Annotated in this window: 13 protein-coding genes; 4 read left to right on the top strand and 9 right to left on the bottom strand. The window is 70.6% G+C overall.

The window, feature by feature from the left end:
- Window positions 1–70: 70 nt before the first annotated feature.
- Both ACWD3I_RS21150 and ACWD3I_RS21145 read left to right on the top strand, forming a co-directional pair.
- On the top strand, window positions 71–1,198 hold the full coding sequence (locus ACWD3I_RS21150; protein ID WP_365392955.1) for a ferritin-like domain-containing protein: 1,128 nt from the start codon (window positions 71–73) through the stop codon (window positions 1,196–1,198).
- The gene (locus ACWD3I_RS21145; RefSeq protein ID WP_365392958.1) at window positions 1,195–2,091 is read left to right on the top strand and encodes an ADP-ribosylglycohydrolase family protein; all 897 of its coding nucleotides are present in this window, start codon (window positions 1,195–1,197) and stop codon (window positions 2,089–2,091) included. Before ACWD3I_RS21150 ends, ACWD3I_RS21145 begins: the two co-directional genes overlap by 4 nt.
- A gap of 21 nt (window positions 2,092–2,112) precedes the next feature.
- On the opposite strand, the gene ACWD3I_RS21140 is transcribed toward ACWD3I_RS21145, so the two are convergent.
- The 7 genes from ACWD3I_RS21140 to ACWD3I_RS21110 all read right to left on the bottom strand — a co-directional run bounded on the left by ACWD3I_RS21140 (window position 2,113) and on the right by ACWD3I_RS21110 (window position 8,668).
- Window positions 2,113–2,619: a DUF3291 domain-containing protein gene (locus ACWD3I_RS21140; protein WP_365392960.1), complete on the bottom strand. Its 507-nt coding sequence runs from the start codon at window positions 2,617–2,619 to the stop codon at window positions 2,113–2,115.
- A 44-nt stretch (window positions 2,620–2,663) separates the two neighbouring features.
- Window positions 2,664–4,121, bottom strand: a complete 1,458-nt coding sequence (locus tag ACWD3I_RS21135; protein ID WP_365393237.1) for a penicillin-binding transpeptidase domain-containing protein — start codon at window positions 4,119–4,121, stop codon at window positions 2,664–2,666.
- Window positions 4,122–4,141: 20 nt separating this feature from the next.
- Entirely contained in the window at window positions 4,142–5,503 is a 1,362-nt protein-coding gene (locus ACWD3I_RS21130; protein WP_365392963.1) for an FtsW/RodA/SpoVE family cell cycle protein, read from the bottom strand.
- Between the two features lie 41 nt (window positions 5,504–5,544).
- On the bottom strand, window positions 5,545–5,997 hold the full coding sequence (locus tag ACWD3I_RS21125) for an SH3 domain-containing protein (protein WP_365392967.1): 453 nt from the start codon (window positions 5,995–5,997) through the stop codon (window positions 5,545–5,547).
- 149 nt (window positions 5,998–6,146) lie between these two features.
- Window positions 6,147–7,382: a HAMP domain-containing sensor histidine kinase gene (locus ACWD3I_RS21120; protein WP_365392970.1), complete on the bottom strand. Its 1,236-nt coding sequence runs from the start codon at window positions 7,380–7,382 to the stop codon at window positions 6,147–6,149.
- Window positions 7,379–8,068: a hypothetical protein gene (locus ACWD3I_RS21115; RefSeq protein ID WP_365392972.1), complete on the bottom strand. Its 690-nt coding sequence runs from the start codon at window positions 8,066–8,068 to the stop codon at window positions 7,379–7,381. Before ACWD3I_RS21115 ends, ACWD3I_RS21120 begins: the two co-directional genes overlap by 4 nt.
- Before the next feature lie 93 nt (window positions 8,069–8,161).
- Entirely contained in the window at window positions 8,162–8,668 is a 507-nt protein-coding gene (locus ACWD3I_RS21110; RefSeq protein ID WP_266888053.1) for a protein-tyrosine phosphatase family protein, read from the bottom strand.
- A 100-nt stretch (window positions 8,669–8,768) separates the two neighbouring features.
- Here ACWD3I_RS21110 and ACWD3I_RS21105 point away from each other — a divergent pair, with 100 nt between their 5' ends.
- Window positions 8,769–9,572, top strand: coding sequence for a nuclease-related domain-containing protein (locus tag ACWD3I_RS21105; RefSeq protein WP_365392975.1), 804 nt, complete (start codon window positions 8,769–8,771; stop codon window positions 9,570–9,572).
- A 28-nt stretch (window positions 9,573–9,600) separates the two neighbouring features.
- Here the strand turns inward: ACWD3I_RS21105 and ligD are convergent, their stop codons facing one another.
- Window positions 9,601–10,491 carry a non-homologous end-joining DNA ligase gene (gene ligD / locus ACWD3I_RS21100; protein ID WP_365392978.1) on the bottom strand — a complete coding sequence of 297 codons (891 nt, stop codon included), beginning with the start codon at window positions 10,489–10,491 and terminating at the stop codon, window positions 9,601–9,603.
- A gap of 69 nt (window positions 10,492–10,560) precedes the next feature.
- Here ligD and ku point away from each other — a divergent pair, with 69 nt between their 5' ends.
- Window positions 10,561–11,613 carry a non-homologous end joining protein Ku gene (ku, locus tag ACWD3I_RS21095; RefSeq protein WP_365392981.1) on the top strand — a complete coding sequence of 351 codons (1,053 nt, stop codon included), beginning with the start codon at window positions 10,561–10,563 and terminating at the stop codon, window positions 11,611–11,613.
- Window positions 11,614–11,660: 47 nt separating this feature from the next.
- Here the strand turns inward: ku and ACWD3I_RS21090 are convergent, their stop codons facing one another.
- Window positions 11,661–13,406, bottom strand: a complete 1,746-nt coding sequence (locus ACWD3I_RS21090) for a beta-ketoacyl-[acyl-carrier-protein] synthase family protein (RefSeq protein WP_365393240.1) — start codon at window positions 13,404–13,406, stop codon at window positions 11,661–11,663.
- Window positions 13,407–13,513: the final 107 nt, after the last annotated feature.

The raw sequence follows: 13,513 nt of genomic DNA, 5'->3' as shown, positions 1-13,513 counted from the left end.
TCAGCAAGCTCGTCAATCCCTCGCGCGCGACTTGTTGACCCCGCGTCTACCGCGTGTGAGCCTGCGGGACATGCCGACTTTCGACCTGTACGCCACAGATCCGGGAGACCCTCACTGGCAGGTGCCGGCCACCGGCGCGGCGCGTTTCAGCTGGGAGGCCATGTTTGTTGGCCAAGAGAACGGCTCCGGGCGGGACCGTCTGCTCGCCCTGTACCAGAAGGGCAAGGACAAGCAGTGGGACGGACAGAAGCGCATCGCCTGGGACCTGGAAGTCGATCCGCACGACCCCCTCGGCGTCCCCGACGAGTCCATGTCCCTCTACGGCACCAAACACTGGGCCAAGCTCACCGACCACGACAAGGGCGAGCTGCGGCAGCACTACGCCTCCTGGCAGTTCAGCCAGTTCCTGCACGGTGAGCAGGGCGCGATGGTCTGCGCCGCGCGGATCGTCGAGTCCGTGCCCGATCTCGACGCCAAGCTCTACTCGGCGACCCAGGTGATGGACGAGGCCCGGCACGCGGAGATCTACGGCCGGTTCCTGCACGAGAAGATCGGGATGCTCTACCCGATCAACGACAACCTCCAGTCCCTGCTCGGCGACACACTGCGGGACAGTCGGTGGGACATGCCCTATCTGGGGATGCAGGTCCTCATCGAGGGGCTTGCCCTCGCCGCGTTCGGGATGATCCGCGACACGACCGACAAGCCGCTGCCCAAGCAGATCCTCTCCTACGTCATGCAGGACGAGGCCCGGCACGTGGCCTTCGGGCGGATGGCGCTGCGGGACTACTACAAGCAGCTCGGCGATGCCGAACTGAGGGAGCGGGAGGAGTTCGTCATCGAGGGCTGCTATCTGATGCGGGACCGGCTGCGGGGTGTCGAGGTCCTGGAGAACTTCGGGATCCCGACCGCCGAGGCCGAGGAGTACAGCGAGCAGTCCGAATTCCTCGCCCTGTTCCGGCAGTTGTTGTTCTCGCGCATCGTGCCGTGTGTCAAGGACATCGGGTTGTGGGGCAAGCGGCTCCAGCAGGCCTATGTCGACATGGGGGTCTTCGAGATGGGGGACTCCAACCTCGATCTGCTGATGGCCCAGGACGAGGAGATCGCCGAGAAACTGGATGCGGAACGGTTCGCGGCGGAGGAGCATGAACGGGTCGCTGAGGTGCGGCAGTCGATCGAGCTGGGGGCAAGTGAGTGACCATCGTCTCGGACCGTGTCGTCGCGCGGCGCAGCCTTGAGGGTCTCGCCCTCGGTGACGCGTTCGGCGAGCGGTGGTTCCCGCTCTTCCGCGAGCCCCGGCAGGCGTACAACGAGGTCCGTGACCGTCGTATGCCGCCGGAGCCCGAGTGGCACTGGACCGACGACACGGCCATGGCGCTCGGGATCTTCCGGGTGCTCGACGAGTTCGGTGAGATACGCCAGGAGGAGCTGGCCCGGGCCTTCGCGCTCGGCTACGACGTCGATCCCGCCCGTGGGTACGGTCATGGCATGCACCAGTTGCTGCCCCGGCTGCTCCACGAGTCCGGCCGCTGGCCCGAGTTCGCCCGGGAGCTCTTCGGCGGCGAGGGCAGCCTCGGCAACGGTGCGGCGATGCGGGTGGCTCCGTTGGGCGCGTGGTTCCACACCGATCTGTCCCGGGTGGTCGAGCAGGCCACCCTGTCGGCCGAGGTCACGCACGCCCATCCGGAGGGGGTCGCGGGTGCGGTCGCCGTGGCGGTGGCCGCGGCGCTGTCGGCCGGGCACGAGCTGACGCTGGACGCGGTGGCGTCGCTGACGCCCCGGAGCGCGGTGCAGGAGGGTCTCGTCCGTGCCGCGGAAGTCCCCTTCTCCACGGAACCCTGGAAGGCCTCCGACCTCCTCGGCAACGGACAGCGGATCCGCGCCGACGACACCGTCCCCTTCGCCCTCTGGTCCGCCGCCCGCCACCCCGACGACCTCGTCTCCGCCCTCTGGTCCACCGCCGAGGGCTTCGGCGACGTCGACACCACCTGCGCCATCACGGGCGGCGTCGTCGCCGCCCGTACGGGCGTGGAGGCCGTGCCGGAGGGGTGGCTGCGACGTCGGGAGGCGGTACCCGGCGGAGCCGGCTAGGGCCTGTCCGCCGTACAGGCCCTAGACCCCGCAGCCCAGATCCTCCGGCACCGCGAACGACACCGGCTCCGCGCCCTGGGCCGGGAACGACGTCCGCAGGGTGAAGGCGTACGGTGTCGGGCCGTTCGCCCGGAGATGCAGGAGGCGGGACTCGGCCTCCGCGACCGTCGGGCGATGGCCGGCCGGGACCCACCACAGGGCCGTCATCGCCTCCGCGACCTTCTCGAACCACTCGCGGCGCCGGGCCAGCATCTCGCGGTGCTGTCCCTGGTACATGAAGGCCGTCAGGGCGTTGGTGTCCCGCCACACCGTCAGGTTGATGATCAGCCAGTCGTCGCCGAAGACCTTGATGTCGGTCGCGTCGCCGCCCTCGGACTGCAGGCGCCAGACGTAGCCGTCGGCCGTCTCCGCGGAGGCGTTGACCGGGTCGAGCGCGTCGACGAAGTCCTTCAACTCGGGTGAGTCCAGCGGGAACTTGAGGCGGGAGATATTGACCTGGGCGAGTTCGTACGCGACGGCTGAAGTCATGTACCGAACGGTAGGTCGGGGGCGCCTCTCGTGGTACCCCCGTCTCAGGAACTGAGCACCGCCTCCATCACCGCCCGGGCGATCGGCGCCGCGTCGCCGCCCCCGCTGATCTCCCCCCGGTCCGCCTCCGCGTCCTCCACCACCACGGCGACCGCGACCTTCGGTTCCATGTCGCGCTCGCCCTGCGCCCAGGAGATGAACCAGGCGTACGGCGTCCCGGAGTTGCCGACCCCGTGCTGCGCGGTGCCGGTCTTGCCGCCGACGGTCGCGCCGGGGATCGCGGCGTTGGTGCCGGTGCCCTCCCGCACCACGTCCTCCATCAGCTCCTTCAGACGTACGGCGGTCGACGGGTACATCGCCTGCCGTACCGTCCGGGTGCCGGACGTCGCCACGGTCGCGCCGCCCGAACGGGTCGTACGCTCCACCAGATACGGCGGCCGCACCTGACCCCTGTTCGCGACTGCCGCCGACACCATCGCCATCTGCAGCGGGGTGGCCCGCGTGTTGTACTGCCCGATCGACGACAGTGCGAGCTGCGCCTTGTCCACGGAGACGTCGAAGGTGCTCTCGGCGACGGAGAACGGGATGCCGAGCCCCTGGTCGTTGAAGCCGAACCCCGCCGCCGTGGCCGCCATGTCCGCCACCCCGACCCGCACACCCAGCTTGGCGAACACCGTGTTGCACGACCACACGAAGGCCGCGTGCACCGAGGCGTCCTCACAGCCCGTCGCCTCGTTCACCAGCGAGGTCGAGGTGCCCGGCAGACGGTACGGGTCCGGCGAGTCGGTCGGCTTCTCCACGTCCGTCACCACCCCTGCGTCCAGCGCGGCCGCCGCGGTCACCACCTTGAAGGTCGAGCCCGGCGGATAGGTCTGCCGGATCGCCCGGTTGAGCATCGGCTTGTCCGGGTCCTCGTTCAGCCCCGCCCAGGACCGCTCCACGGCCGCGTCGTTCCCGGACAGCACCCCGGGGTCGTACGACGGACTCGACACCAGTGCCAGGATCCGCCCGCTCGACGGCTCGACCGCCGCCACCGCGCCCTTCCGTCCGGCGAGCCCGGCGTAAGCGGCCTCCTGGGCGGCCCTGTCGATGGTGGTGACCACGTTCCCGGCGGGGCTCTGGGCGCGGGTGAAGTCGTTCCACAGCGGGAACCCCGAGAGCATCGGGTCGGTCCCGGACAGGATGCCGTCCTCGGCGTGCTCCAGGAACGTCGTGCCGTAGATCTGCGAGGCGAACCCGGTGACCGGCGCGTACAACGGGCCCTTCGGATACGTCCGTTCGAAGCGCAGCCGCCCGTCGGTGTCCTGGGAGCCGGTGACCGGCTCCTTGCCGACCAGGATGTCGCCGCGGGGCTGGCCGTAACGGGCGATGGAGGAGCGGCGGTTGGCGGGGTTGTCGTCGTAGGACCGGGCCTCGAAGACCTGGACGCGGGTGGCGTTGACGAGCAGTGCCACGAGCAGCAGGGCGCAGAAGCAGGCGGCGTGCCGGATGTAGCGGGTCATGTGCCGGGTCCTGTCCTGGGTCATGGGGCCACCTCCCCGTCGTACTGGCTGCGGGCCGAGTCGCTCACCCGGATCAGCAGCGCCACGATCGCCCAGTTGGTGACGACCGACGAGCCGCCCTGCGCCAGGAACGGCATCGCCATCCCGGTCAGCGGGATCAGCCCGGTCACCCCGCCGGCGATGACGAACACCTGCAACGCCACGATCGAGGCGAGCCCGACGGCGAGCAGCCGCCCGAAGGGATCGCGCAACGCCAGCCCGGCCCGGATCCCGCGCTCCACCAGCAGGGCGTAGAGCAGGAAGATCGCCGACAGCCCGGCCAGGCCCAACTCCTCGCCCGCCGTGGCCAGGATGAAGTCCGATTTCGCCGCGAACCCGATGAGGATCGAGTGGCCGAGCCCCAGCCCGGTGCCGAGCATGCCACCGGCGGCGAAGGCGAACAGGGACTGCGCGAGCTGGTTCGGCCCCTGGCCGGCCTCGATCGTGGCGAACGGATGCAGCCAGTCCTCGACCCTGCTGTGCACATGCGGCTCCAGCCATCCGACGGCGACCGCGCCGAAGGAGGCCAGCAGCAGGCCCACGGCGATCCAGCCGGTGCGCCCGGTGGCGACGTAGAGCAGGACCACGAACAGTCCGAAGAACAGCAGCGAGGTCCCGAGGTCCCGCTCCAGCACCAGCACGCAGACACTCAGCAGCCAGATCGCCACGATCGGCCCGAGCACGCGCCCGGTCGGCAGCTGGAGCCGCCACACCCGACGCCCCGTGTACGCGAGCGCGTTGCGGTTGGCGGCGAGGTAGGCCGCGAAGAAGACCGCGAGGAGCACCTTCGCGAACTCGCCCGGCTGGATGGAGAATCCGGCGATCCGGATCCAGATCCGGGCACCGTTCACGGAGGGGAAGAAGATCGGCAGGGTGAGCAGCACGAGGGCGGCCGCCACGCAGACGTACGCATACCTCTGGAGCACGCGATAGTCGCGGAGCAGCAGCACGGTCACGATGAACAGGGCGACGCCGACCGTGGACCACACGAGTTGGGTGGGGGCCGCCCGGTCGCCGGGCGTCTCCAGGTCGAGCCGGTAGATGAGGACCAGGCCGAGCCCGTTGAGCAGGACGCCGATGGGCAGAAGCAGCGGATCGGCGTACGGCGCCCGGTAACGCACCACGAGATGCGCGACCAGCGCCAGCACACCGAGCCCGGCGCCGTAGCCGGCGGCGCCGGGCGGGACGGCGCCGTCGGTGGCGAGGCCGACGTCGCAGTAGCCGTACACGGAGAGCAGTACGGCGACGACGATGAGGGCGAGTTCGATGCCACGGCGCCGGGGGAGGCGTACAGCGGGAGCGGGGGGATCCGCTTGAGCCACGGTGGTTCCGGCCTTGGTCATGTCCGGAACTTACCCAAATGGGGCAGGTTGTCTTCCTAGCCTCAGCACCAGCGTGGCGCGGGCCCGATGTTGTCGATGTACCGGGCGGCGCCCCAGGCCCAGGTGCCGTCCGTGAGGAGGTACCAGAGGTGGTTGCCGTCGATGTTCTGACCGCCGGTCTTGCAGAAGATCGAGACGATCTCGCCCTGGTAGGCGTAGCGGATGACCTGGGATCCGGTCGTCGGCTTGCTGCGCAGCCGCAGCGTGCTGGCCGTCACGACGCCTTTGTAGAGGCGCTGGCTGCTCTGGTGGTGCTGACCCCAGTTGCCCTGGGAGTCGCTCTGCGAGTCACCTTGGGAGTTGTTCCAGTTGCCGCCGGACCCGTTCTGGGACTCGCTCTGGGAGTCGCTTTGGTGGCCGCCCCAGTCGTCGTCCGCGACGGCGGGTGCGGCGACGGCCGCGGCGAGGAGGGCGCCGGTGGCGACGGTTATGGAGAGGCGGGAGCGCAGGGACATGTGGGAGACCTCCACGTATGGGGCGAAGCTGACTATTCGCCACATTAGGAGGCGTGTCCGAGGGGCGCCTTTCAGGCTGGGCCATAGGAGAACCCCCTAGGGGCGCGGGGAACTGCGCGACCAGCCACACGCAACCGCCGGACCGCGAACTACCGCAGCACCAACGTCGCAACCGCCCCACCATCAACGGCATTCTCAAAATTCAGCCGGGCCCCAAGTACTTCCGCCTGCCCAAGCGCAATGGTCAACCCCAGCCCATGCCCCTTCGAACCCCCCTCCGTCCGAAACCGCTGCGGCCCATGCTCGACCAGATACTCCGGAAACCCGTCCCCGTGATCACGAACGATCACGACCGGCCCGTCAACCGTCAGAGACACCGGCCCCCGCCCATGCCGATGCGCATTGGCCACCAGATTCCCCAGCACCCGCTCCAGCCGCCGCCGATCCGTCTCCACGGAAACATCCCGTACGACGACGACCTCGGTGTCGGTCCCGGACGCCCGCACCACCCGTTCGGCCAGCGCCCCCAACGGTTCGGTGTCCAGTTCCACCCGCTCGCGCCCGGTGTCCAGCCGCGAGATCTCCAGCAGATCCTCCGTCAGCGTCCGCAGCGCCCCCACCCGATCCCGCACCAACTCCGTGGGCCGCCCCGGAGGCAACAGCTCCGCCGCCGCGTGCAACCCGGTCAACGGCGTCCGCAGCTCATGCGCCACGTCCGCCGTGAACCGCTGCTCGCTCAGCAGCTTCCCCTGCAGCGAGGCCGCCATGGAGTCCAGTGCCGACGCGACCGCGGCGACCTCGTCCTGGGGCCGCGAGGGATCCTTCGTCCGGGGATCGTCGACCCGTGCGTCCAGGTCACCCGCGCTGATCCGCCGGGCCACCCGGGCCGTGGCGTGCAGCCGCCGGGTCACCCGTGTCACCGCGAACGCCCCCACCAGCAGCGTCGCCCCGATCGCCAGCGCCGAGGACCACAGGATCGACCGGTCGAGGGCGGCGATGGTGCGGGCCTGCTGGCGGTAGTCGACGCGGACCGCGAGGGCCCGGTTCCCGTCGGCGGGGCCGGCCGCCCACATCGTGGGGTCCCCGTCCCGGGTGGCGACCATCGTGCCGCGGTCGCCCGCCACGGCCAGGTCCCGCAGCGAGTCCGGCAGCCCCGGCGGATCGACGCCCGAAAAGGGTCCGAGGGTGTCCCCGGCCTCGTACGCCGAGGTCGCGTCCTCGAGTCGCTGGAGCGCGAGGTCGCGGGCCTGGCCGACGGTCTGGTTGGTCACCGAGACATGCACGAGGACGCCGAGCAACGCGGCCAGCGCACAGCACATCACCGTGATGAAGACGGCGGCCTTCACGGCGAGGGTGCCGGCCCACCGGGGGAGCGCGAGCCTCACCGTGAGCTCCCCGACGGGGACGGGCTCTTGCCGATGTGCAGCATCTCGTCGTGGGTCAGCAGCATGACGTGCTGCTCCGGGTCCCAGGTCCACTGGAAGCGGTACTCGTAGTCGGCGAGGTCGGACGGCGCGTGGATGATCACCGAGCGCCCGGCCAGCTCGACCCCGCTCACGGCGTCCTCGTTGGCCATGACCTGGACCAGCCGGCCGCCCTCGAAGGTGTAGACGCGCACCGCCGTCTGGTTGCCCGGCAGCAGCCGGAATCCCAGTGTCAGGTCGTCGTGCCCGTCGCCGGTGAGGTCGCGGTAGTAAGGCTTGAGAAGCGGGCACCGGCTGTCGGCCGGCTTCTTCCCGCAGTACGCCATGCGGCGGGCCGTCTCCCGGTACGGCGCCTTCGCGCCGGAGTACTCGTCGGGATGCTGGGCGATCTCCGCCTTCACGACGGCCACCGGATCCACCTTGCGGACGTCGTCGCCCGGCGCCGTGATGCCCTTCATGGCCTCGGACTCGCCGTCGTCGTAGTTCCAGGCGGGACTGGCGGCCGGGGTCAGATTCGGCCACAGCCGGGCCGGGCTGGTCGCGGTCGAGGTGGGGCCCGCGCCGTGCAGTCCGCCCGCGTCGCCGCAGCCCGCGGTGGTGGCCAGCACCAGGGCTGCGGTGACGAGGGAACGGACGGGGCGTGGCACTGTGCTCCTGGCGGGACGGGCGGGAGGTGACCGGCCCGTACACCTTATTCGTACGGAAGTCCTTTTTGCGCACCTGATGGGCGGGACGTGGGCCTACTCTGCCAGCTCCTCCAGCAGCCGCGCGGTCGGCAGCCCCGCCCGCAGATAGTCGACGAACAGGTCGTTGTGCAGCGCCCATGGCGAGCGGCGGGACCGGATCGTCCGGATCGCCTCCTCCGCGGAGCGCCCGCTCCGGATCAGCGCGTGTGCGATGACCAGTCCCGAGCGGTTGTAGCCGTGGTAACAGCGGACGAGGACCTTGCGGCCCTCGTCCAGTGCGTCGCTCGCGGCCTGCGCGAGGCGTATCACGCCCGCGAGCTGGGTTCCGTCCAGTGGCCCGTCGGGAATCGGCCAGACATGGTGTTCCACTCCCGGGTCGGGCCCGTGCCCCGGCAGCCTCAGCAAGGTCTGGACGAGATCGAACTCGTCCCGTACGACGGCGAATTCCAGTTGCCCCGAGTGCCCCCTGAACTCGTGCCCGCCCATCCACAGGCCGGGCACTATCTCGCTCCATGGACTGTCCGGGGCCGGCACGTCGGGCTGCTTCCTGCGGGTACGCAACAACGCCTCCCCAACTCCCCCACCCAACTACTCCCAAAGGTAACCGCCTTCTTGCCCCTGGAGCACCCCGCCTGTTCCCATGGTCAAGGGGTGATGGTGCATGAGCGGACTGCGCGTCATACCGACCTGGCGCCACGGCCAGGAGCGGCTCTACGTGTGCCTGACGGACGGGCGGAACGTCGCCTGGTACGACCGTGAGGCGGCCCGGGTGAACCTGTTGAGCGAGGACCGCAGAGACGATGTGCTCGAAGTCCTCGGGCCCTTCCTGACCGGCCCGGTGGCGGTGGGGCCGCCCCCGGTGCCGACACCGGCGGAGCTCGCCCGGCTCACCCTCCACCCGGACGACGACCTGGCGCCCAACCGTCCCGGCGAGGCCCTCCAGATCGCCCTCGACCGCGACCCGGGACCACCGCACCGGCTGCGCCCGGACCCGCGCCGCAGGGCGCTGCTGGCCGAGCAGGCGGTGGGGGAGGCGCTGGACCGGCTGGACGGGGCGGGCTGGCACGTCCTGCACTCGGTCCCGTTGCCCGGCGGCGACCGCGTCCACCATCTGGCGATCGGCCCCGGCGGCCTCTTCGCGATCCATTCGGCGTACGCCCGCAAGCAACGGGTGACGGTCGCCGACCCCATGGTCTCCCTGGGCCGCCGCGACCCCCACCCGCTGCTGCGCCGCGTCCGCGCCGACGCCGACCGCGCCTCCTACGCCCTGACCGCCGAGGTCCACCCCGTCCTCGCCCTCGTCGGCCCGACGGACGTCCGGATCACCGTCCCGCCGAGGGAGGTCCGGATCATCACGGACACGGAGACGGAGAGCCTGGCCCGGCTCGGCGGGATGCTCAAGCCGGCGGATGTGGAGGCCCTGCACGCGATGGCGCGCGACCGGCACACATGGACGCGCGTGTGACCACGTCAACGGCGTGAAGTGATGACGGTCACCGAAGCCGGGGCAGTCGAGCCGCGTCAGCGCTTTCGAAGAGCGGGGCGAGCAGGTCGCCGTGGTCCTGGAGGCGGGGTGCGATGTCCGTCGCGAGGAAGGTGAGTTGCCCGGGAGACCGGCACGCCTCGACCTCGTCCCAGGTGACGGGGGCGGAGACGGTGGGCTCCGGTCGGGCCCGCAGGGTGTAGGGCGTGGCGGTCGTCTTCCGGGCCGCGTTCTGGCTCCAGTCGACGAAGACCTTTCCGGGCCGCAGGCTCTTGGTCATCCGGTGCACGGCGAGGCGGGGGAGGGCGCGCTCGGCGGCGACGGCCAGCTCCTTGGCGTACTCGGTCACCCGTTCGGAGGGGGTCGGGTGCACGGCGGCCAGCAGATGCAGCCCCTTGGACCCGGACGTCTTGGCGTACGCCTCGATCCCGTCCTCGGCGAGCCGTTCCCGCAGCCAGAGCGCGACCTCGCAGCAGTCGACGACGGTGGCCGGAGAGCCGGGGTCGAGATCGAGGACGAGCCGGTCGGCATGGTCGGGCCGCTGGATCACCCACTGGTGCGTATGGAACTCCGTGACGAGGTTCGCGGCCCACATCAGGCTCGCCAGATCCTGGACCAGCACCATCCGCGCCGGCCCCTCCGATCTGGGCACCTCGGCGGTGGTGACCCAGTCGGGCGTACCCGGCGGCACGTTCTTGGTGAAGAACACCTGACCGTCGGGGCCGTCCGGATACCGCAGGAAGGACAGCGGCCGGTCCCGCAGATGGGGGAGCAGGGCGTCGGCGGTGGTCGCGTAGTAGTGCAGCACCTCGCCCTTGGTGAACCCGGTCGCGGGATACAGCACCTTGTCCAGATTGCTGAGCGCGAGCCGGTGCCCGTCCACCTCGGTGATCGGCGTCATACGATGAGAATCCCACGTAATGGGTAGATGACACCCTTATGCCCTTTATGTTCAGGAAAGGTGCTGATCGTGCGATCCATATGGAACGGCGCCATCTCGTTCGGACTGGTCAGCATCCCCATCAAGCTGGTCAACGCCACCGAGAGCCACTCGATCTCCTTCCGCCAGATCCATCTGGAGGACGGCGGCCGCATCCGCTACCGCAAGGTCTGCGAGCTGGAGGAGAAGGAGGTCGGCTCGGCCGAGATCGGAAAGGGCTACGAGGACGCAGACGGCACGATCATCCCGATCACCGACGACGATCTCGCCCACCTTCCCCTCCCGACGGCCAAGACGATCGAGATCGTCGCCTTCGTACCGGCCGACCGTATCGACCCGCTCCAGATGGACGCCGCGTACTACCTCGCGGCGGGCGGCGCCCCCGCGGCGAAGCCGTACACGCTGCTGCGGGAGGCGCTGAAGCGCAGCAACAAGGTCGCCATCGCCAAGTTCGCGCTCCGCGGCCGGGAGCGCCTGGGCATGCTGCGGGTGGTGGAGGACGCGATCGCCATGCACGGACTGCTGTGGCCGGACGAGGTCCGGGCCCCGCAGGGTGTCGCACCCGACACCAAGGTCACGGTGAACGACAAGGAGTTGGACCTCGCGGACGCTCTGATGGACACCCTGGGCGAGATCGACCTGGACGACCTCCACGACGAGTACCGCGAGGCCCTGGAGGAGGTCGTCGCCGCCAAGGCGGCCGGCGAGACCGTGCCCGAGGCTCCGGAACCCGCGAAGGGCGGCAAGGTCCTCGACCTCATGGCCGCCCTGGAGAAGAGCGTCCGCGACGCGAAGGAGTCCCGGGGCGAGGAGCCCGCGGAGGTCCGCCGCCTGCCCCAGCGCAAGTCGGCACGCGCCACGCCGAAGCAGGCGGGGGGCAAGAAGTCGACGGCGACGGCGACGGCGGCAGCGAAGAAGACGACCGCTTCCGCGAAGAAGACGGCGGCGTCGGCGAAGAAATCGACGGCGGCGAAGAAGACGACGTCGAAGTCCACGGCGTCAAAGTCCACGGCGTCGAAAACCACGGCTGCGGCGAAGAAGACGACGGCAAGGAAGACGACACCCCGCAAGCGCTCGGCCTGAGACGAGCCCCGCCGTCTCTTCCGACACCGCGGCCCGGCGGTGCCGAACTACCCTCGCCCGAGCCGTCGCAAGGCCAGTACCGCGTTGTGCCCGCCGAACCCGAACGAGTTGCTGAGCGCCAGGTCGCCGTCGACCGGCAACTCCCGTGGCTCCCCGAGCACCACGTCCAGCCCGACCGCGTCGTCGACCTCCCGGCACCCGACGGTCGGCGGCACCACCCCGTGATGCAACGTCAGCACGGCGGCAACCGCCTCGACCCCGCCCGCGGCCCCCTGCAGATGCCCGAGGTGCCCCTTCAACGCGGTCACCGGCACCGACCGTCGCCCCAGCACGGCTCGCAGAGCACCCGCCTCGGCAAGGTCCCCCTCCACGGTCGCCGTCGCATGCGCGTTCACATGGACGACGTCCACCACGTACCCACCCGCATCCCGCACCGCCCGCCGCACGGCCAGCGCGACCCCGCTCCCGGACGGATCGGGCGCGGCCATGTGATGCGCGTCGGCGGAGAGCCCCCAGCCGGCGGCCTCGCAGTAGATCCGCGCACCCCGGGCCCGGGCATGCTCCTCGGCCTCGAGTACGAGCACCCCCGCGCCCTCCCCGTTCACGAACCCGTCCCGGTCCTTGGCGAACGGCCGCGAGGGCGAACCCTCCGCCAACCCCGCCTGGGACAAAGCCCGCATGGAGGCGAACGAGGCCATGATCGCCGGCGTGACGACAGCCTCCGCGCCACCCGCGAGAGCGAGGTCGACCCGGCCGTACCGTATGCGGTCGATGGCCTGCCCGATCGCCTCGGTCCCGGAGGCACAGGCGCTGGTGACGGTCCGTGCCTCGCCGGTGATGTGCAGGTCGAGGGAGACCTGGGAGGCGGCCTGAGAGGGCACGGTCATGGGCGTGGTGAGCGGCGAGACCCCACGGGGCCCCTTGTCCCGCAGCTTCCGGTCCCCGCCCACGAGCACGGACGCGTCCCCGAGAATCGCCCCGAGACTCACCCCCACCCGCGCCGGGTCAAGCCCGCTCTCGACCGTCCCGCCGTCCACGAACCCGGCATCCCCCCAGGCCTCCCGCGCGGCCAGCACGGCGAACTGGGCGGCACGGTTCATCCGCCGGGCGGCAGCGCGGGGCAGCAGCGTGACGGGATCGACGGGTACGGTCCCGGCCACCCGCACCGGCAGCTCACGGAACTCCTCGTCGTCCAACTCCCGTATCCCGTGCCGTCCGTCGAGCAGCCCCCGCCACAGCTCGTCGACCCCGACACCGAGCGGAGTGACGGCCCCGAGTCCGGTGACGACGACCCGCCGAGGTCCGGAGGCGGCGGCCTCACGCGCGGGCCGAGGGTGATGTCGTACGACGAACCCCTCCCGGTCCGCGTCGGCGGCCCACCGTCGCACGTCGGGGTCGGACACGGGCGGCTCGGCACAGTGGTCGAGATCCCGGTGCCAGGACCCCCACCGCCGTACGAAGGTCACCTCGACGGCACCCGGATCGACGGCCCGCAGGGATCCCACCCGGTCCCCGTCCCGGAACTCGACGTCGTCGAGAGGGGGCGAGGAGAGCCGGGGCACGACGGCGACATCCATCCGCCGGCAGGCGACGGTCACCGGCCGCTCCCGCCCGAGCACCTCGTCGCGGTCCACACCACCCAACGGGGGCCGCAACGTCAGCCGGATCGTCTCCGGCGACTCGGGCAGCGTGTGCGTGACGACGTACCACCGAGGCCCCTCGGCATCCTCCGGCGCCAGGGCGACGAGGTCCCCTGGGATGACCTCGGCGGCGCTAACAGGATGGGGATTCATCGGCACTTGCGGATTCCCGGATGATTTGGTCATATCCGTACATGCTTCCTGTGGTCCGAACTGCCTTGCGGCAGGCCGTCCCGAGTGAACTGGACGAAAGCCGGAAA

The sequence above is a fragment of the Streptomyces sp. NPDC002817 genome (genome assembly GCF_053592055.1).
Note: the sequence above shows the minus strand (reverse complement) of the source record. Positions and strands in the feature narration are given on the sequence as shown.